Annotated in this window: 18 protein-coding genes; 3 read left to right on the top strand and 15 right to left on the bottom strand. The window is 65.2% G+C overall.

Annotation, left to right across the window (positions count from 1 at the left end; all coding sequences use genetic code 11):
• Positions 1-17: 17 nt before the first annotated feature.
• Positions 18-1,310, bottom strand: coding sequence for a hypothetical protein (locus tag DTS01S_RS06440; protein WP_017404344.1), 1,293 nt, complete (start codon positions 1,308-1,310; stop codon positions 18-20).
• Positions 1,307-2,308 carry a Bug family tripartite tricarboxylate transporter substrate binding protein gene (locus DTS01S_RS06435; protein WP_017404343.1) on the bottom strand — a complete coding sequence of 334 codons (1,002 nt, stop codon included), beginning with the start codon at positions 2,306-2,308 and terminating at the stop codon, positions 1,307-1,309. The genes DTS01S_RS06440 and DTS01S_RS06435 overlap by 4 nt, the downstream gene beginning before the upstream one ends.
• 151 nt (positions 2,309-2,459) lie before the next feature.
• Here DTS01S_RS06435 and DTS01S_RS06430 point away from each other — a divergent pair, with 151 nt between their 5' ends.
• Both DTS01S_RS06430 and DTS01S_RS06425 read left to right on the top strand, forming a co-directional pair.
• Positions 2,460-3,371, top strand: a complete 912-nt coding sequence (locus tag DTS01S_RS06430; RefSeq protein ID WP_026062122.1) for a LysR family transcriptional regulator — start codon at positions 2,460-2,462, stop codon at positions 3,369-3,371.
• A 51-nt stretch (positions 3,372-3,422) separates the two neighbouring features.
• Entirely contained in the window at positions 3,423-4,142 is a 720-nt protein-coding gene (locus tag DTS01S_RS06425; protein WP_016451304.1) for a Crp/Fnr family transcriptional regulator, read from the top strand.
• A gap of 24 nt (positions 4,143-4,166) precedes the next feature.
• Here DTS01S_RS06425 and DTS01S_RS06420 read toward each other — a convergent pair whose 3' ends face one another.
• Positions 4,167-5,438 carry an amidohydrolase family protein gene (locus DTS01S_RS06420; RefSeq protein ID WP_016451303.1) on the bottom strand — a complete coding sequence of 424 codons (1,272 nt, stop codon included), beginning with the start codon at positions 5,436-5,438 and terminating at the stop codon, positions 4,167-4,169.
• Positions 5,439-5,538: 100 nt separating this feature from the next.
• Positions 5,539-6,624 (bottom strand): fimbrial protein, encoded by a 1,086-nt coding sequence (locus tag DTS01S_RS30300; protein ID WP_139223773.1) that lies wholly within the window; start codon positions 6,622-6,624, stop codon positions 5,539-5,541.
• Between the two features lie 301 nt (positions 6,625-6,925).
• On the opposite strand from DTS01S_RS30300, the gene xth reads away from it, so the two are divergent.
• The gene (gene xth, locus DTS01S_RS06410; RefSeq protein WP_047472000.1) at positions 6,926-7,702 is read left to right on the top strand and encodes an exodeoxyribonuclease III; all 777 of its coding nucleotides are present in this window, start codon (positions 6,926-6,928) and stop codon (positions 7,700-7,702) included.
• 15 nt (positions 7,703-7,717) lie between these two features.
• On the opposite strand, the gene DTS01S_RS06405 is transcribed toward xth, so the two are convergent.
• The 11 genes from DTS01S_RS06405 to DTS01S_RS06355 all read right to left on the bottom strand — a co-directional run bounded on the left by DTS01S_RS06405 (position 7,718) and on the right by DTS01S_RS06355 (position 19,244).
• Positions 7,718-8,530: a hypothetical protein gene (locus tag DTS01S_RS06405; protein ID WP_254787853.1), complete on the bottom strand. Its 813-nt coding sequence runs from the start codon at positions 8,528-8,530 to the stop codon at positions 7,718-7,720.
• A gap of 143 nt (positions 8,531-8,673) precedes the next feature.
• Positions 8,674-10,242 carry a nitrogen regulation protein NR(I) gene (gene ntrC, locus DTS01S_RS06400; protein WP_017404154.1) on the bottom strand — a complete coding sequence of 523 codons (1,569 nt, stop codon included), beginning with the start codon at positions 10,240-10,242 and terminating at the stop codon, positions 8,674-8,676.
• A 45-nt stretch (positions 10,243-10,287) separates the two neighbouring features.
• Entirely contained in the window at positions 10,288-11,364 is a 1,077-nt protein-coding gene (gene glnL / locus DTS01S_RS06395) for a nitrogen regulation protein NR(II) (RefSeq protein ID WP_016447543.1), read from the bottom strand.
• A 30-nt stretch (positions 11,365-11,394) separates the two neighbouring features.
• Positions 11,395-11,898, bottom strand: a complete 504-nt coding sequence (locus DTS01S_RS06390; protein ID WP_017404153.1) for a hypothetical protein — start codon at positions 11,896-11,898, stop codon at positions 11,395-11,397.
• Between the two features lie 180 nt (positions 11,899-12,078).
• Complete coding sequence (gene glnA / locus DTS01S_RS06385) at positions 12,079-13,494, bottom strand: type I glutamate--ammonia ligase (RefSeq protein ID WP_016447544.1); 1,416 nt, start codon at positions 13,492-13,494, stop codon at positions 12,079-12,081.
• A gap of 225 nt (positions 13,495-13,719) precedes the next feature.
• Positions 13,720-14,538 (bottom strand): competence/damage-inducible protein A, encoded by an 819-nt coding sequence (locus DTS01S_RS06380; protein WP_016447545.1) that lies wholly within the window; start codon positions 14,536-14,538, stop codon positions 13,720-13,722.
• Complete coding sequence (locus tag DTS01S_RS06375) at positions 14,535-15,434, bottom strand: EI24 domain-containing protein (RefSeq protein ID WP_016447546.1); 900 nt, start codon at positions 15,432-15,434, stop codon at positions 14,535-14,537. Before DTS01S_RS06375 ends, DTS01S_RS06380 begins: the two co-directional genes overlap by 4 nt.
• 15 nt (positions 15,435-15,449) lie before the next feature.
• Positions 15,450-16,430, bottom strand: a complete 981-nt coding sequence (locus tag DTS01S_RS06370) for a sterol desaturase family protein (RefSeq protein WP_016447547.1) — start codon at positions 16,428-16,430, stop codon at positions 15,450-15,452.
• 39 nt (positions 16,431-16,469) lie between these two features.
• The gene (locus DTS01S_RS06365) at positions 16,470-17,288 is read right to left on the bottom strand and encodes a polysaccharide deacetylase family protein (RefSeq protein WP_017404151.1); all 819 of its coding nucleotides are present in this window, start codon (positions 17,286-17,288) and stop codon (positions 16,470-16,472) included.
• Positions 17,288-18,280 (bottom strand): YncE family protein, encoded by a 993-nt coding sequence (locus DTS01S_RS06360; protein WP_441588111.1) that lies wholly within the window; start codon positions 18,278-18,280, stop codon positions 17,288-17,290. Before DTS01S_RS06360 ends, DTS01S_RS06365 begins: the two co-directional genes overlap by 1 nt.
• A 439-nt stretch (positions 18,281-18,719) precedes the next feature.
• Positions 18,720-19,244, bottom strand: coding sequence for a phosphoribosyltransferase (locus DTS01S_RS06355; protein ID WP_012206807.1), 525 nt, complete (start codon positions 19,242-19,244; stop codon positions 18,720-18,722).
• Between the last annotated feature and the right edge of the window lie 38 nt (positions 19,245-19,282).

Raw genomic sequence — 19,282 nt, 5'->3', positions numbered from 1 at the left:
GCCCCCGACTACCCGAGTCAAGCCTGCACGATCCCCGACACATCCAGCACATACATCTGCCGCTGGTGCTCGTGCACGGAGTCGATGCAGACCTGGCGCCCGTCACGGCTCCAGCGCGGGTGCAGGTCGCAGCGGTTTTCCTTGCTGAGATCGGGAGAGGCGTAGAAGCTGCCCAGGTCGTGGCGCTCGCCCGTGTGCATGTCGTACAGGAACAGGAAGCGCTCGTGCGTTCGGTCGTCGGGATAGGTGTCGCTGAGCAGCCAGCGCGTGTCCACGGGCGAGAAGCTCATGTGGCCGTTCTCCACCAGCACGCCTGCGCCCACCACCTGCACGTCACCGCCCTCCACATCGTCATAGAGGTGATAGTGGATCTCCCCGGCATGCGGGCCCCACACAATGATGTGGCTGTCGTCCTGCCATAGCGGATGCGAGATCTGGTATTCGGACTTTTCGTAGTCGAAGGTGCCCACGGCCATCGGGTCGAAGTCGTCGGCCAGCTGGGGCAGCGGATGGTCCGAGCATTCGAGCAGGCGCATGTCGGACCCATCAGGCGCCATGGTGATGAGGCGGTGCAGAAAGCAGGTTTCGTCCTTGACGCGTTCGGTCCAGCGGTGCAGGAAAAGAATGCGCGAGGAAGACGGGTTGACCTCGATATGGCTGACCCAGTGGATGGCCTTGTCCATCGATGTGCGGTGATGAAATGCCTTGAGGCGCGCATAGCTGGCCAGCAGCCTTGCCTCGCCCGTCGCGACCTCCATGCGCCAGATGCCGTCGTCCTCGGGCGCCAAGGGCAACGCGAAAGGACCACCCTCTTCGCTGTAGCCAATGGTTTCGTGCGTGATGTAAAGGCGCCGGTAGTCCACGCACAGCGCCCAGGCACTGCTGGGCGCCACCACATACACAGGCATGGGCAGGGTGCGCCGCTCGCCGCTGTCCACATCGATGACCACGGAGCCGAACCCCGGATAGCGCCCCCCGGAATCTGCCGTCCTGTCGTTGTGGATCAGCTGGCGGCCCGCCAGCCCGTCAAGCCACTGCAGTTGGCTGCCCATCTGCCAGTTCCAGGCGCCTGTCTCGCCCACGGCGTGGAAGCGGTCGCCGTTTTCGGTATCGAAGTAGCCGATGGACGCCCGCGCCTGGGGCGTGAGGTACTGGTCCATCCACGGCGTTTGCTGCGCCAGCACCAGGCGATTGCTGCGGTCCCAGCTGGACTTGTTGTAGTAGCCGAAGAAGTGGTGCTGGCGGCCATCGCCCAGGCGGCGGCAGGGGACGAAGGATGCGGGGGTGTTCGAAGTCATGGAGCGTTTCATTGGGCGGAGATGTGGCCTTCGGCGATCACGCGGTCCCAGCGCTGCTTTTCGCGGGCAACGAAGGATTGCGCCTCAGGCAGGCTGTTGGCGACGGCGCTCATGCCCTGCTCTTGCAGGCCCTTGCGGAACTCGGGCGTGGCCACGACCTTTCGGATGTCGTCATTGAGCTTTTTGACGATGGCCTCGGGCACCTTGGAGGAGACTGCCACCGTGGTCCAGGAGGTGGCCACATAGTCCTTGAGCCCGGACTCGGCCGCCGTGGGCACATCCGGCAGGGCCGGCAGTCGCTGGCTGCCCGTGACGGCCAACGCCTTGAGCTTGCCGCCGCGTATGTGCGACAGCACCGTGGGCGGGTTCTCGAACATGAGCTGGATCTGGCCGCCCAACAGGTCATTGAGCGCGGCCGAGCTGCCGCGATAAGGCACGTGCACGATGGGCGCGCCCGCCTGCAGCTTGTACAGCTCACCCATCATGTGCACCGACGAGCCCACGCCGGCCGAGCCGAAGTTGACCGTGCCAGGCGCCTTTTTGGCCAGCGCCGTCAGCTCGGCCAGGTTGCTGGCGGCAAGGCTGGGCGTGGCCACCACCACATGCGGCATCTCGGCCAGCACGGTCACCACGCGCAGATCCTTTGCGGGGTCATAGGCCAGCTTGCCGTACACGCCATAGGCGGCATGCAGGCCGATGGAGCCCACCATCAGCGTGTAGCCGTCGGCCGGCTGATCGGCCACATATCGGCCTCCCAGATGACCGCCCGCGCCGGGTTTGTTTTCCACCACCACCGGCTGGCCCCAGAGCCGGCTCAGGCGGTCGGCCAGCATGCGTGCCTGCACGTCGGAGCTGCCGCCTGCAGTGAACGGCACGATGATGCGCAGCTGGCGCCCCGGCTGGGGAAAGCCATCCTGCGCGATGGCGGCGACTGGTGCCGTGCCAGCCAACGAAGCGGAGATGGCCACAGCGAGCATGGCGGCTTTGCGGCCTGCGCTTGTCTTGATCATGGAATCCTTTCGATGGCGCTGCCGCGCCTGGGCAAACGATGCAATGAGGCCAGTGTAGAAAGCCGGGCATCTTTGGAAAAATGCATTTTTCCGTGGCCTCTATACAGAAAAGATATACATTGCCAGACACCCCGAGCAGGACCGAATCGCCATGTCCAGACCCCTGAGCTCCCGAGAGATCGAGGCCTTCCGCGCCGTCATGCAGACCGGCACCACCACGGCCGCCGCGCGGCTGCTGCACACCACGCAGCCTTCGGTCAGCCGGCTGCTGGCCCAGATGCAGGCGGCCGCAGGGCTCAAGCTGTTCGACATGCACAAGGGCCGGCTGCGCCCCACGGCCGAGGCCGTGGAACTGTTCGCCACCGTGCAGCAGCATTTCCTGGGGCGCGAGCGCATAGAGCGCGACCTGGCCGCACTGCGCCAGTCCGGCGCCGGCACGCTGCGCATAGGCTGCACGCCGGCCCTGGGCCTGAGCGTGATCCCGGCCGTGGTGCGCAGCTTCGCGCAGCGCTACCCGGGCACCCACATCAGCCTGCAGACCCTGGGCTCCACGCCCTTGCGCGAGGGCCTGCTGCATGGCCACTTCGACCTGGTGGTCAGCACCATGGCGCTGAGCACGCCCGAGCTGGATGCCACCGTGCTGCACCGCAGCCGCGCCGTCTGCGTCATGCACCCGGACCATGCGCTGGCCACGCGCACGCGGCTGCATGTGCGTGACCTGCAGGGCCAGCTGCTGCTGACGCTCAACGCCGATGACGACATCTACCTGCAACTGCGCAGCACCATGCAGGAACACGGAATAGAAGCCGGCTCCACCATGGAGACCACCTACTCCTCCACCATCTGCACCCTGGCCGCCCAAGGGCTGGGGCTGGGCGTGGTCAACCCCTACGTGGCCTCGGTGTTCGCGCGCGACCTGCGTGTGCTGCCACTGCTGCCAGCCTGTGCGGTGGAGGTGGTGCTGGCCCTGCCGCCCCAATACGCCCCCACCGAAAGGGCTGACTGCTTCGTGCAGTTGCTGCGCGAGCAATTGCACGCCTATCCGCAGGCCCGCACGCCCTAAAATTGCGGCCGATTGGAGACAAGCGGTTTGCAAACGAGTACCCACGAGCCCATGCTCACCCCCGCCGAGCGCGAGGCCATCAATTCCGGCCAGTGGTTCTGCAGCCTTTCGCCCTCGCTGCGCCATGACATCCTGCGCCAGACCACGGTCCGGCGGCTCAAGGACGGGGCACTGATCTATGCACGCGGCGATGTGCCGCACAGGTGGTATGCCTGTGCGCAGGGCGCCGTGCGCATGAGCTCGACCAGCCTGTCGGGTCGGCAGACCACGCTGGCCTATGTGGAGCCCGGCGCCTGGTTCGGCGCCATGTCCACCTTTCTTGACGAGCCGCGCACGCGCGATGCCTATGCCCATGGCGACACCACGCTGCTGTGCGTGGACAAGGAGAGCTTCCACGCCATCCTGGCCACGCATGTGGAGTTCTACGACGCCCTGCTGCGCCTGCAGGCCCACCGCATACGCCAGACCTACGGACTGGTGGAGGACCTCAACACCCTGCCCCTGCGCGCACGCCTGGCCAAGCAGCTGCTGCACCTGTCGCGCAGCTACGGCACACAGGTGCTGGACGACCCGCGCGAGCTGCGCATAGGCCTGCAACTGGTGCAGGAGGAGCTGGCCCAGTTGCTGGGCGCCTCGCGCCAGCGCGTGAACCAGGAGCTCAAGCGCATGGAGCGCGACGCCTGCATTCGCGTGGAAGCCCAGGGCCTGGTGGTCAGGGACCTGGTGGCCCTGCAGACCATCGTGCGCGAGGCCAGCCTGGCCGGCGCCTGAGGCCGGCGCCGGTTCAGCTGCGGTTCAGCGCCGCCAGTCGATTCTTGCCGGGCGGCCCGGCAGATGCAGCGCAGCCGTTGCAGCAGGCGCCTCGGCCAGCAACCGGCCCTTGCGGAACACCTTCAGGCGCGTGGCGCGCAGCCGTATCGCCTCGGCCGCATCGCGCGCCTGCAGCAGCACGAAGCTGGCATCGCAGCCGGCCTCGATGCCATAGCCGTCCAGGTGCATCACACGCGCCGCGCGCGTGGTCACGGCGTCGAAGCAGTCGCGCATGCCGTCCTGGCCGGTCATCTGCGCCACATGCAGGCCCATGTGGGCGACCTCCAGCATGTCGCCCGAGCCCATGCCATACCACGGGTCCATCACGCAGTCATGGCCGAAGGCCACGTTGACGCCTGCGGCCAGCAGCTCGGGCACGCGCGTCATGCCGCGGCGCTTGGGATAGCTGTCCTGGCGGCCCTGCAGCGTGATGTTGATCAGCGGATTGGCAATCACGGCCACGCCGCTTTCGGCGATCAGCGGCAGCAGCTTGCTCACGTAGTAGTTGTCCATGCTGTGCATGGAGGTGCAGTGCGAGCCCGTGACGCGGCCCTGCAGGCCCAGGCGCTGCGCCTCGAAGGCCAGGGTTTCGATGTGGCGCGACAGCGGGTCGTCGGACTCGTCGCAGTGCATGTCCACCAGCAGGCCGCGCTCGGCCGCCAGCTCGCACAGCAGCCTGACGCTGTCGGCACCCTCGGCCATGGTGCGCTCGAAGTGGGGAATGCCACCCACCACGTCCACGCCCTTGTCCAGCGCCCGCCGCAGGTTGGCGACGCCGCCGGGCGAGCGCAGCACGCCGTCCTGCGGAAACGCCACCAGCTGCAGGTCGATATAGGGAGCCACCTGGCGCTTGACCTCCAGCAACGCATCGACGGCCAGCAGGCGGGCATCGCTGGTATCCACATGGCTGCGGATGGCCTGCAGCCCCTTGGCCGCCGCCCAGTCGCAATACTCCAGCGCGCGCGAGATCAGCGCCTCGGCCGTGAGCAGCGGCTTGAGCTCGCCCCACAGCGCTATGCCCTCCAGCAGCGTGCCGCTGCGGTTGACGCGCGGCAGGCCGTGGCTCAGCGTGGCATCCATGTGGAAATGCGGATCGACGAAGGGAGGCGACACCAGCTGGTGCTGTGCATCGACCACCTGGTGGGCAGGCGCTGAAAGGCCCGCCGCGACCTCGACGATGCGCCCGCCCTGCACGGCGATGGACATGTCCTGGCGGCCGTCGGGCAGCGTGGCGTGAATGACGAGTAGATCAAGCATCTGCGTATTCTGCGGGCATGGCCGCACACCCGCAGACTTGCCTGACCACGCTGAATGGCCTGCCAGCGGTCAGACCGAAAGCGCAAGGGATCAGGGGGAACTACTGGTAGCTGATGGTGAAGGTCGCCGCCGCATTGGCACTGCCTATGGTCACTTTCTCTCCGGTCTTGACATAGCGCGCCGTCAGCGGGATATCCAACCGCTCCTGCCCGTAGGCAACAGACCCTGCAAACCATTGATTCCTGTTGCCGGCGGCATTGGAGTCCGGGCCAAAGCCCAGTATCTGGTCATCCTTGCGGATCTGCACACCCACACCTTTTGCCACCGAGGTTTTGGACAGGGTCAAAACATTCCCGATATTTGCAGGATTTTCCACGTCCGTCAGCGTGACATAGGCGTTGGTCAACGAACCTGGGATGCCGCCCTTGCACAACAACGAGATGAGGAAGGAGCGGGGAGCACCGGTTGAGCCGATTGAGGTGAGTTTTTGAGCGACAGTCTGGGCCATGCGCACGGGCTCCGGCGCCTGTGGGGTACAGGTGGGCACCCTGGGCCGGAGGACGACAGGCGAGGAAAAGCTGTATTGAGCGAGAAGCTGGCCAGATGCATCAGTCGCGCGTTCGTACAGGAAATCGCTGTCCAGCACGCCACCTGCAGTGATATCGCCATCTGCGGTCTTGATCAACTCAACTTTGACATCGGAATATTGATATGCAAAAGATCCGGGGTGATCGGAATGCTCCGAAGTACTTACAGGCGCAGCACCATGTATAGTCGAAACCCTCATTCCAATACCCTCGACTGTCGTCGGGTATATATTATTGACTGGTGTAGATTTACCTACGCTATAGCCCATGACCCGTTGCTTACAATTCATCAATCTCTTGCCAACCCCATTACTCAGTACCGCCACAGCGGCTTTTGAGTAAATCACCGTGTTCTTGGCCACAGTGGGATTGAATTCTGGGGGATTGAAATTACTGAACACATACTTGTAATAGCCTGCCCCATCACTTGTATCTTTAATTTCGCATTGGGACCATGCGGAGGTGGCCATCATTGCAAAAATAAGTATCATGACAGCCTTGTTTATTCTGCAAAAAGCACCTATGAATATATGCATTCTGAATACCTCCGGATAATAAAAAATTCCAAGGCCGCATTTCCTTGGTAAATTTTCAATCATAGGCACCTTTCATCCGAGATGAAATCAGATCAATCTGATTCAAGGTCTGCCCGGTGCCATGAAGGTCGTGGCGAGGCAGGCCCCATCACGTCAATGGCCCCGCATGCCGATACGCTGGCCGAAGCCAGGGCTGACAGCCGCGCTGCCGAATCGCCTGAAAAACACCCAAGCGCAATCGCGCATCAAAATAGGGGCTGACTGCTGCGGCAAGGGCATGATTTTTCGGGTGAACAGGCTGGCAACCACCACAGGAGCAACCATCGAAAAATCACGCAACCATTTGATTTAATTGGATTTATTTATGCAAATCGCCACCTGGAACGTCAACTCCCTGTCCGTGCGCCTGCCGCAGGTGCTGGCCTGGCTGCAGGCCAATCCTGTCGATGCGCTGGCGCTGCAGGAGCTCAAGCTCACCGACGACAAGTTTCCGCTGCAGGCGCTGCAGGAAGCCGGCTACCACGCGGTCAGCCATGGACAGAAGACCTACAACGGCGTGGCCTGGCTGACGCGCACGCCGGTGCACGACGTGGTGCGCAATATCCCGGGCCTGGATGACGAGCAGGCCCGCATCATTGCCGCCACCCTCGATGCCGAAGGCGGCCCGGTGCGCCTGATCAACGGCTACTTCGTCAATGGGCAGGCGCCGGGCACCGACAAGTTCGCCTACAAGATGCGCTGGCTGCAGGCGCTGCAGGACTGGGTGAAAAGCGAGATGGCAGCCCATCCGCGCCTGGTGCTGGTGGGCGACTTCAACGTGGCCCCCGAGGACCGCGACTCCTACGATCCGATCGGCCTGAAGGACACGATCCACCACACGGTGGAAGAGCGCACGCATTTCCAGGCGCTGCTGCAGCTGGGCCTGACCGATGCCTTCCGCATGTTCGACCAGCCCGAGAAAAGCTATTCGTGGTGGGACTACCGGATGCTGGGTTTCCAGAAGAACCGGGGCCTGCGCATCGACCATATCCTGGTCAGCGAGGCCTTGCGTCCCAGCGTCACCGCCTGCATCGTGGACCGCGCGCCGCGCAAGAACCCTCAGCCCAGCGACCATGCGCCGGTCGTCGTGACATTGGGCTAGGCTTTCAGACTTGCGCTACAGCATGTAGCAGCGCAGCCAGTGGATGGCCTCGATATGGCCGCGCAGCATCAGGGACTGGCGGTGGAGAATCTCGCTGAGCGCCCTGGGCAGGCGTGCCTGCTCGGCGGCCTCATAGGCGCTCAGCCATTGCTGCTGGCAGGACTCGGCCTGGTCCAGCACGTAGTCCGCGCCCTCTTCCCTGCCCAGCAGCCCGTCCCAGAAGGCGTTGCGACGCAGTGCGGCACGGCTGTCGCGCACGGGCAGCACCACGCCGCCGTTGGCGTCGATGGCGCGTTCCAGGTCATCGACCAGGACCTGGCTGGCATTGAAGTGGCGCGCCAGTACCTGGCCTATCAGTCCCTGGGGCATGGGATCCATGCATTCGCCCAACCGGACATGGGCCTGGCGGCCCAGGGCCAGCACGGCATTGAGCAGCGCCGTGGTCTGCAGTTCCAGCGTGGAAGCCGCAGGCTGTGCGGGCGTGCGCCGGCGCGCCTGCAGCCAGGAGGCCTCCACGGCCTCACGCACCTGGTTCCAGTGCAGCAGGCTGCCACCCCGTTCCTGCTCCCAGCGTTCTTCCAGCCGGGCTTCTGCGGACTCGAAATCCTGCTGCGCGTGTTCCGGCGACAGGGAAGCCTTCCAGCCCAGTGCATAGGCGGGCCGGTATTGGTCGTAGCCGCGCCCCGGCACGAAGTACGGCTCCAGGAAATAGCGGTCATGCCAGTACGCATCGACCGGCTCGCCGAGCTTGCGCGGTGTCGATGGGTACATCACGCCCGGGCGGGCGGGTTTGGCCTTTTGCCAGAGGTTGGAGAGGACTGTGGGCACGATAGGTCGGGACGTAGGCCGTTCCAGCGAAGAGGACTCCATTGTCCCAAGCCCGGGCGGCCCGGCCCGTCAGCACCCCGGGCGCCGGCCTGTAGGAGCCGGACCCTTGCCAAGGCAAGGGCCCGGCCGCCCGCCGGCTTGCCTTACTCGAAGGCGTCCTCGTCCATGCCCAGCTCCTGCAACTTGCGGGTGATGGTGTTGCGGCCAATGCCCAGGCGCTGGGCGGCCTCGACCCGGCGGCCGTGGGTGACGGCCAGGGCCGAGCGGATCAACTGCGCCTCGAAGCGGCGGGACAGCTGGTCCCAGACCTCGCCATGACCGTGGGCCTGGGTGTGCTCCAGCAGCTGGCGCGCCTGCTGCCCCAGCAGATGCACCCAGTCCAGGTCGGACGTGGCCAGCCCCCCGTCATGCGGCTGGGCCAGCGACGGGGCTGGCATGGCGATGCGGCCCACTCCCTCTTCCGCCACGGCCGGCGCATGCGACAGCACCACCGGTGCGGGCACGCCGGCATTGCCGCCGCCCACGGGTGGCGCGGCCTCGCCCAGCACCTCGGGAGGCAGGTCCTTGACCGAGATGACCTGGGCTGGCGCCATGACGGTCAGCCAGTGGCAGATGTTCTCCAGCTGGCGCACGTTGCCGGGAAAGGCGAACGACTGCAGCCGCTGCATGGCATCGACCCCCATGCGCTTGGGCTCCACGCCCAGCTGCCGCGCGCTTTGCTGCAGGAAGTGGCGTGCCAGCATGGGCACGTCTTCGTTGCGCTCGCGCAGCGCGGGCAGGCGCAGGCGGATGACGTTGAGGCGGTGGAACAGATCCTCGCGGAAGGCGCCGTTGCGCACGCGCTGCTCCAGGTCCTGGTGGGTGGCGGCGATGACGCGCACATGTGCCTTGACGGCCTGGTGGCCGCCCACGCGGTAGAAATGCCCGTCCGACAGCACACGCAGCAGGCGCGTCTGCAGGTCGAAAGGCATGTCGCCGATTTCATCGAGAAAGAGCGTGCCGCCCTCGGCCTGCTCGAAGCGGCCGCGCCGCTGGGTCTGTGCGCCCGTGAAGGCGCCGCGCTCGTGGCCGAACAGCTCGGACTCCAGCAGGTCCTTGGGGATGGCGGCGGTGTTGATGGCCACGAAGGGGCCGCCCGCCACGGGCGAGTGCTTGTGCAGTGCGCGCGCCACCAGTTCCTTGCCCGAGCCCGACTCGCCCGTGACCAGCACCGTGACCTGGCTCTGGCTGAGCCGGCCGATGGCGCGAAAGACGTCCTGCATGGCAGGCGCCTGGCCCAGCATCTCGGCCTGCAGCGGGGCCTGTGCCTCGGCCACGTCCTCGCGCAGGCTTTCCTCGACGGCGCGGCGGATGAGTTCCACCGCCTTGGGCAGGTCGAAGGGTTTGGGCAGGTACTCGAAGGCTCCGCGCTGGAAGGCCGAGACGGCACTGTCCAGGTCGGAGTACGCGGTCATGATGATGACGGGCAGGCCGGGCTGCTGGGCGCGGATCTGCTCGAGCAGTTCCAGGCCGGAGCCGCCGGGCATGCGGATATCGCTGACCAGCACCTGTGGTGGCTGGCGCGCCGGGTCGCTGGCATCGACATCGGACAGTGCCGTGAGCACGTCGCGCGCCTGAACGAAGCTGCGCGTTGCCCAGCCTTCCCGGCCCAGTGCCTTTTCCAGCACGAAGCGGATGGAAGGGTCATCATCCACGATCCAGATCGGTTTCATTGGTGGTGCTTCCTTCCCTTGTTGCAGTGTTGACTTCCGTGGGCCTCAAGGCAGGGGAATGAGGATGCGGAAATCCGTGCGGCCCGGCTGGCTTTCACATTCGATCAGCCCCTGGTGGCGCTGCACGAAGGTCTGCGCCAGCGTCAGCCCCAGTCCCGAACCGCCATCCCTTCCCGATACCAGCGGATAGAAGATCCGCTCCTTGATGGCATCGGGAACGCCTGGCCCGTTGTCGATCACATGCAATTCCAATGCCAACCGGTAGCGTTGGCGACCAAAAGTTACCTGGCGCGCCACACGGGTTCTCAAAATGATCTCGGCATCGCCGGCAGCGATGCGTTCGTGCAAGGCCTGCGCCGCGTTCTGGACGATGTTGAGCACGGCCTGGATCAGCTGTGCGCTGTCGCCCCGGAACTCGGGAATGGAGATGTCGTAGTCGCGCGTAATGGTCAGCCCTGCAGGATGCTCGACCAGCACCAGCGAACGCACGCGCTCGCAGACTTCGTGGATGTTGACGTCACCGACCTCGTGCGGATGGCGGTGCGGCGCCAGCAGCCGGTCGACCAGCGCCTGCAGACGGTCGGCCTCGTGGATGATGACTTCGGTGTACTCGCGCAGCTCGGGCGCGTCCAGATCCATCTGCAGCAGCTGGGCCGCGCCACGGATGCCGCCCAGCGGGTTCTTGATCTCGTGGGCCAGGTTGCGGATCAGCTCCTTGTGCGCCTGGGCCTGCTCGCGCAAACGCTCCTCGCGGTCCTGGCGTGCCTGCTGCTCCAGCGGCCAGAACTCCACCAGCACATGGCCGGGCCGCTCGGCCAGGGAAACCGTGACGTGCACAGGAAGCGCATCGCCCCCCACGCGGTGCAGGCTGGCCTCGAAGCGCAGGGCGGCGAAGTCGTTGTCCTGGGCGCCGCGCAAGGCCTTGTCCAGCAAGGCCGGCTCGGTGAAGCAGGCAGCCAGCTCGCTGCCTTCGAGCATGCGGCGCGACAGGCCCAGTGCGTTCTCAAGGGCCGCGTTGGCGAAAAGCACGGCGCCTTGCTCGTCGAGCACGGTCATCAGCGTGCACAGCAGATCAAGCGCCTGATAGGAGGCCGGGGGCGCCGGCCGGTCGTCCTGGATCATGGCCGGGCTCGCATGGGCCGCTCGGGCCCGTCAGTTCTTGGGAAGTCGATCCAGTTCGCGGCGGATGCCGGCGACATCGCCTTCCTGCCGCGAGATGCTGCTCTTGAGCTGCTCGACACGTTCCAGATAGCCCTGGGGATTGCGCAACTCCAATGCGGTGCGCTGGGGATTGCCATCGTTGTACTCCTGACGCAGCTGTGTCAGCTTCTCCTGGGCGCGGGCCAGCTCGCTTTCGAGGATGGTCCGCGCATCGGAGTCGCGGGCCTTCTGGGCGCTGCTGTTGACCTTGGCCGGAGCGGGCGATCCTGCCGCAGGAGCGGCGGAGGTGCGCGGCGCCTGGCCGCCGCCCGAGGCCGCCGGCTTGCTGCCGCCATGGATCACCGTCACATGCCCGCCGTCCACCGGCTTGCAGTCCTTGGCCTTGGCCTGGCTGACGTTGTTGGTGTACTCGTTGCCGCAGCGGTAGATCACGTCCTGGGACCAGGCTCCTGCCGACAGCAGCGGCAGCAGCAGCGACACAAACAGTTTCTTCATTCCATTCCCTCGGGTAGCCAGATCGGAAGGGCCCGGCTTGTCCGGGCAAGTATCGCTCCATCTTCCGGGCTGGACGTCATTTCTTGAGCGGGACAACCCCTTTTGGTTCCGCGCCCAGCATACCCAGGTCCTGGCCGAAAGCAAAAAAGGCGGCTTGCGCCGCCTTTTTGCCGACCCGCCTTACAGCGAGAAGTACATGTCGTACTCGACCGGGTGCACGGCCTGACGGTAACGGGTCACTTCGCCCATCTTCAGCTCGATGTAGGCATCGAGCATGCTGTCCGAGAACACGCCGCCCTTGGTCAGGAACGAACGGTCTGCGTCCAGTGCTTCCAGGGCCTGGTCCAGGCTGTGGCAGACCGTGGGCACCAGCTTGTCCTCTTCCGGGGGCAGGTGGTACAGATCCTTGGTCGCGGCTTCGCCGGGATGGATCTTGTTTTCCACGCCGTCCAGACCCGCCATCAGCAGGGCCGAGAAGCCCAGGTAGGGGTTCATCAGCGGATCGGGGAAGCGTGCCTCGACGCGGCGGCCCTTGGGGTTGGCCACGTAGGGGATGCGGATCGATGCCGAGCGGTTCTTGGCCGAGTAGGCCAGCTTGACCGGAGCCTCGAAGCCGGGCACCAGGCGCTTGTAGCTGTTGGTGCCGGGGTTGGTGATGGCGTTCAGGGCACGGGCGTGCTTGATGATGCCGCCGATGTAGTACAGCGCGAAGTCGGACAGGCCGGCATAGCCGTCACCTGCGAACAGGTTCTTGCCATCCTTCCAGACGGACTGGTGCACGTGCATGCCGGAGCCGTTGTCGCCCGGATAGGGCTTGGGCATGAAGGTGGCGGTCTTGCCGTAGGTGTTGGCCACGTTCCAGATCACGTACTTCATGACCTGTGTCCAGTCGGCGCGCTCCACCAGGGTCGAGAACTTGGTGCCGATCTCGTTCTGGCCGGCGCCAGCCACTTCGTGGTGGAACACTTCGACGGGAATGCCCAGCTGCTCGAGCAGCAGCACCATCTCGGCGCGCAGGTCCTGGGTGCTGTCCACGGGCGGCACGGGGAAGTAGCCGCCCTTGTTGCGCGGACGGTGGCCACGGTTGCCGGACTCGAACTTGGCGCCGGAATTCCAGGGGGCTTCGTACTCTTCGATTTCGTAGAAGGTGCTGCCGGGTTCGGTGTTCCAGCGCACGCCGTCGAAGATGAAAAATTCGGGTTCGGGACCGAAGTAGGCGGTATCGCCCAGGCCCGAGGCCTTCAGATAGGCTTCGGCACGCTTGGCCACCGAGCGGGGATCGCGGTCGTAGGCCTTGCCATCGCCGGGTTCGATCACATCGCACTGCAGGAACAGCGTGGTCTCTTCAAAGAAGGGGTCGATGTTCGCGGTGGCGGGATCGGGCATCAGTTGCATGTCCGATGCTTCAATGCCCTTCCAGCCTGCCACCGACGAGCCGTCGAAGGCATGGCCCGAGGTGAACTTGTCTTCGTCGAAGTGCGACACCGGCACCGTGACGTGCTGCTCCTTGCCACGGGTGTCCGTAAAACGAAGGTCCACGAATTTGACCTCGTTCTCCTTCACCATGTTCAACACGTCTGCAACGGTCTTTGCCATCAGATCTCTCCTGCCAATCTGGCTGATCAAAAAAGATAAATACTCTTAAGCAGTTTGCGTGCCAGGCTGCATCCATTGAGTGCATGCCCGCAGACTGGCACCTGCTTGGCGCGCCAGCCCCGTGATTCTGCCGCCTTGCGTGGGCGTTGTGGATGACATTGAAGCCTGGCCCGGCCCGAGTGCCCACTCACCAAATCGGTGCAGATTTGGATGAAGGGCCGTAAATCAGATATTGCGCACCAATTCAGGGCCAAGACTTGCACCAAATGAGTGCAGACCTTCCAGCAGCGTGGGCCAGGCCTTGGTGACGGCACCAGCTTCGCCCTTGACACCAAGTTCTATGTGCCGGCCGTGCTTGGAATCATCCACGCTGGGCAGGCTGAACACCTTGACGCCCGGGTGGTCGCGCTCTATGGCCACCATCAGCGGCGTCAGCGTGGCTTCCATGCCGCCGTAGACGATGACCGAATGCTCCCGCTGCACCGTGCTGTGGAAATGCTTGGCGTAGCGCTGCTCCAGCACCCACTCGACCATGGGCCAGGCCATGACAGGGAAACCGGGCACGAAGTGCACCGTGCCGCTGGCGCCCGAACAGGAAAAGCCCGGGATCTTGTTGTAGACGTTGGGGATGATGCGCGCGCCTTCGGGGAAGTTGCCCATCTGCAGCCGGTGCAGGTTGTCGGCCCGCTGGGGCTCGTAGGGCTTGCCTTCCTCGGTGGCCACATCGCGCATGCGTTCGCGGATCAGGGCCACGGCTTCCGGGTGCAGGGCCAGCGGCACGCCCAGGGCCTCGGCCGCGCATTGGCGCGTGTGGTCGTCGGGGGTGGCGCCTATCCCGCCAAAGCTGAAGACCACGGCCTGCGATGCGAAGGCGCGGCGCAGGGCGTCGGTGATGCGTGCCCTATCGTCACCCACGTACTCGGCATGGGCCAGGGACAGGCCACGCGCGCCCAGCAGCTCTATCAGCTTGGGAAGGTGCTTGTCGGCACGCTTGCCCGACAGGATTTCGTCTCCGATGATGAGTGCGCCAACTTGAAGGGTCATGTGGTCTTTTCTTGCGGGGTGGGGGGAACAGGGGCTGTGCCGGAGCCTTGCGGCGCGTCGGGAGCGTAGGGAATGATGGGTGCTTCGGGCAGCGCCGGCTCCTCCTCGCGCATGCGCTGCAGCGCCGCCAGGCAGAAATGGGCAAACCACAGCGAGGAGAAGGCGAAGATCAGCGCATAGATCCAGATGGCCACCGGAATCAGTATCCAGAAGGCTGCAACGAAGACCACGCCCGAGGCCCAGACAATGGCCGGAGCCGCCCCCAGGTAGCCACAGACCACGCCCATGAGCATCAGCGCCAGGCGGTGGCGCAGGAACAGGCTGCGGCGTTCTGGCTTGCTGGCGTGGGCAGACAGCGCGTCAAAGGCCATGACGCGGTAGGTCAGCCAGCCCCAGATCAGCGGGGGGATCACCACCACCAGGGGAGGCACGAACCACAATGGAACCGATACCAGCAACGCGATCAGGGCGATCAGCGAGGAGCCGGCCGACCACAGCAGGCTGCCGATCAGGGTGGCTCCCTGCCTGCGCTCGAGTGCCGGAAAGCGCCGTTGCGCCACCAGCTCGACCAGGGCCGGCGTCATGAACAGCGCCACCAGCAGCAGCGAGACCACGACCAGCACCGGCGTGACCGAGAGCACGACCAGCACCGGCGCCACCAGCTCGGGCAGCGATTGCACGCCCATCCAGGACCAGACGGTGTGCAGCCAGCCCACGCCCTGCAGGACTCCTTCCGTCCAGACCACGGCATCGGCCCAGAAGAAGTAACCCAGCAGCCAGGCCGTGATGGCCATGAAGAGCAGGGGAAACAGCGACCATGCAATCACCCGCTTATGCAGGCAATACGCCGTCGCACGCCAGAAGGAATCGAGTAGCAAGCCCATGCCGGCAAGCATACCCCGAGCCCAGCCTCAAGCGCGACCCATCAACCTTAGGAACCCACGCCATTGCTGGGCCCAAAAGCCCTGGCCGTAGTCGCGCAGCTGGCCCTGGGCATTGGGCTGGACCTGGTCGCGCACGCCGGTGGGATCGAAGCGCAGCTCGAAATTGGCGGTGCCGAACAGCATGTCCCACCAGGGCAGGAGCACGCCGAAGTTGTTGCCATGCGCCTTCTTGTTGCGCACGGGCGCCATGGGCTCGTGGCCAATGCCGATGGCGTGGTGGCGGCGGTGAAAGCGCGGGCTGATCCACAGCCGCTCGCCGATGGTGCCGAACCAGACGCGCAGGTTGGCATGCTGGAAGCTCTCGCTGAGCTGGGTGAAGGCCACGATGGCCACGAACTGGCCTGGAGCCACGCCGATGAACTGGGCCACGAGCACGATGATGGTGTCGCGGATCACATCGTCGAGCAGGTGATTGCGGTTGTCGCTCCAGACCGTCATCTGGCGTTGCGAGTGGTGCAGCGCATGCAGCTTCCACCACCAGCCGATGCTGTGCTGGCCCCGGTGTATCCAGTAGTCGAGGAAGTCGAAGGCCAGCAGGTAGATGATCAGGCTGACCCAGGCCAGATCGGTCACGCCGGGCCAGACACCGTCCAGGTGAAAGCTCGGCAGGCCCCAGACATGCAGGCGGCCCATGAGCTCGTCCCACAGCGGGTCCAGCGTGAAGAACAGCGCCAGCCTGAACAGGCCCAGCCGGTGCACCACGGTATAGATGATGTCCACATGGATGGCGCGCCGGTCGGTAACGGGCTCGACGGGCCGCCAGTACTGCAGCGGCGCGATCACGGCCACCATGATGAAGATCTGCAGCAGGCCCACCAGCAGCCAGCCTGTGGCGTCGTAGGCATCCTCCAGCAGGCTGGCCTGTCCCAGCCAAAAGAGCACAGGCTGGACAACGCCCTCGAACAGGCGCTGCTGCGCATTACCGAACCACTGAATCCACCAGTCCACACCACGCTCCCATCGCCCGCCGCGCTGCGCGCGCGGACGTCATGCGAATTTTGCTATCCAATCCCGATAGTCGGGATGCTCCCGCAGCGTGCGGAAGCAGAACCCCTGCTTGAGCAGGCCTGTGATCAAAGGTTCCAGCACGGCCGGTGCCCAGGGGTCCTTGCGTGACCAGATGCCCAGATGGGCCAGCAGGATGTCGCCGCTGCGGATGTTCTTGAGCGCCTGGGCCAGCAGCTGCGCATTCGGGTAGCGGTCGCTGGGCAGCTCGTCGCCCAGAAAGCCTGCGCTGGACCAGCCCACATGCATGTAGCCGCCCTGCCGCGCGGCGTCCAGCAGCGCGGGCGAGGTCTTGCCGCCGGGCGCACGGAACAGCGGCAGGGGCTTGCGCCCGGTGATCTGCTGCAGCCGCTGTGCAGCCCTGCGGATCTCGTCGCAATAGCCTGCCGCATCGACCGTGAAGTTCTCGTTGGCGCGTGGCCCGGCCGAGGGGCGCACGCGAAAGCCCGTGACCGGACCGTTCTTCGAGGCACGCAGATCACCGCGCCAGTACATGTGGTCGTAGGTGTGCGAGGCGAACTCATGGCCTTCGGCGGCGCGTGCGCGCCACCAGGGCGCCCAGGTCTCGCCCAGGCTGCCGTCGCCTTGCTGCGTGCGCTCGTTGGCAGCAAAGAAGGTCACTGGCACGCCATGGCGCTTGAGCACCTCGGCCACCAGGTCGGCAATGCCCATGTGGCCCGTGTCGAACGTCAGGTACACGGTCTTGGCGCAGCCCGTGCCCTGCCCTGCGGCCATCGAGGGGCGCAGCAGGCTGAAGGCGGCGGCGCCAGCCAGCGATTGCGCAAAGAGTCTGCGGTCCATCAGCGCTGCGCGTGGGCCAGTGTCCAGACACCGTGGGGCGACTTGCCGACCTTGACCTGCTGGACCACCTTCTTTTCGACGGTGTCGATCACCGACAGCTTGCGCGCCCAGCGCGAGCTGACCAGCAGGTAGCGGCCGTCGGCGGAAACGTCCATGCAGTCCGGGCCTCCCGGGGCCGGGTAGCTGGCCACGACCTGGTTGGTCTGCATGTCGATCTTGCTGATGGTGTTGGCCACGCGGTTGCTCACATACAGGTGGCGGCCATCGCCGGCGGCACGCATGGCGTGGGCGCCAGCGGCTGTCTTGATGCGGGCCACGCTGCGCGGCTCGGGGCCGGTGATGTCGAACACTTCCACTCCATCGCTGCCGGTCAGGCCGATGAACAGCTTGGTGCCGTCCGGGCTGCCATAGAGATCGGCCGGCATGGGGCCGGTGGGCACGCGGGCCTTGATGGTCTGCGTGGCGATGTCGATGGCCACCAGGGCATCGCTGTCCTGCATGGTGGAATAGATGGTCGTGCTCCTGGCATCGATCCAGAGATGGCTGGGCGTCTTGCCCGTGGGCACGCGCTTGACCAACTGCGGGTTCTGGCCATCCCAGCGGTAGATGTCGATGTGGTTGAGGCGGTTGGCCGCCGTGACGAACCACTTCATGTCCGGGCTGAAGCGCAGGTGATAGGGGTCGATGATGTCGCGGATCACGCGCTGCACCTCGCCCGTGCGCGGATCGACCAGGGTCAGGGTATCGCCCAGCGCATTGGCCACGACCAGCGATTTCTCGTCAGGCGTGAGGTAGAGGTGGTGCGGCTCCTTGCCCGTGGGAATGCGGGCCGTCTCCTGCCAGGTGACCGGGTCCACGATGCTGATGTTGGCATCGAGCGAGTTGAGCACGAAGATGGGCGTGGGGCCCTGGGTCTGCGGCGGCGGCGTGACACGCGCAACAGGCGCAACAGGCGCAACAGGCGCAACCGGGGCAGCAGAGGCCGCAGGCACGGAAGGCGCGGCGGGAACGGCAGCGGCCTGAGCCGATGCAGCCTGCGCCTGGACGGCTGCAGGCGTGGCTGAGGCCGCACGGGCCGATTTGGATCCGGGCAGGGACGCCACGGCCAGCCAGGCCAGCGCACCGCCGCCCACAACCAAAGCCACAGCCGCGCCCAAGCGCCCGACGGAAAGACGTTTCACAAAGCACCACCTTCTGAGAATCTGCGCAGTGTAGCCGCGCCATTCAGCCCTCGGACGCTCTAGGGCATCGGCTTTTGAAGCTGTGCAAAAAACCGACATTTACGCGACGTTGGCCCGAGATATCGCGACAAGCGCGCCAACCCATGACTTGCATCAAGGCATGACAACGGCGCATGGAAATACCCGCCACAACGAAAAAGGGAGCCGACAGGCTCCCTTCGCTGGCATGCACCCAAAGGCGCAGTGGCGATCAGATCTTCCACTTCTCCATGAGCTTTTCGGGACGCAGCGTGTCGTAGTGCTCGAAAGGCTGGTGGATCCAGGGGTTGGTCGGCAGGTAGTCCACCGAGTAGTCGGGCGTGAACGCGGACAGGCCCTTGGTCCAGATCACGGCGCTGCGCAGCTCGGTGATCGGCGGATAGTTGGTCTTGAGCATGGCGATCACGGCATTCAGCGTGTGGCCCGAATCGGCCAGGTCATCGACCAGCAGCACGCGGCCGGCAATCTCGCCCTTGGGCGTGGTGATGAAGCGCGCGATGTCCAGATGGCCCTGCACCGTGCCGGCCTCGGCGCGGTAGGAGCTGGTGGACATGATGGCCAGCGGCTTGTCGAAGATGCGGCTGAGCATGTCACCGGGGCGCAGGCCGCCACGGGCCAGGCAGAGAATGGTGTCGAATTCCCAGCCGGACTGGTGCACTTTGATCGCGAGCTTTTCGATCAGTCCGTGGTATTCGTCGTAGCTCACATACAGGTGTTGACCGTCTTCCGTCAGCATGGAATGGCTCCTGGTTCAATCTTGGGGTTCAAACGCCA

The sequence above is a fragment of the Delftia tsuruhatensis NBRC 16741 genome, from assembly GCF_001571325.1.
Taxonomy (GTDB): Bacteria; Pseudomonadota; Gammaproteobacteria; order Burkholderiales; family Burkholderiaceae_C; genus Comamonas; species Comamonas tsuruhatensis.
The sequence above is the reverse complement of the archived record's forward strand: the minus strand, read 5'-3'. Positions and strand labels throughout refer to the sequence as shown.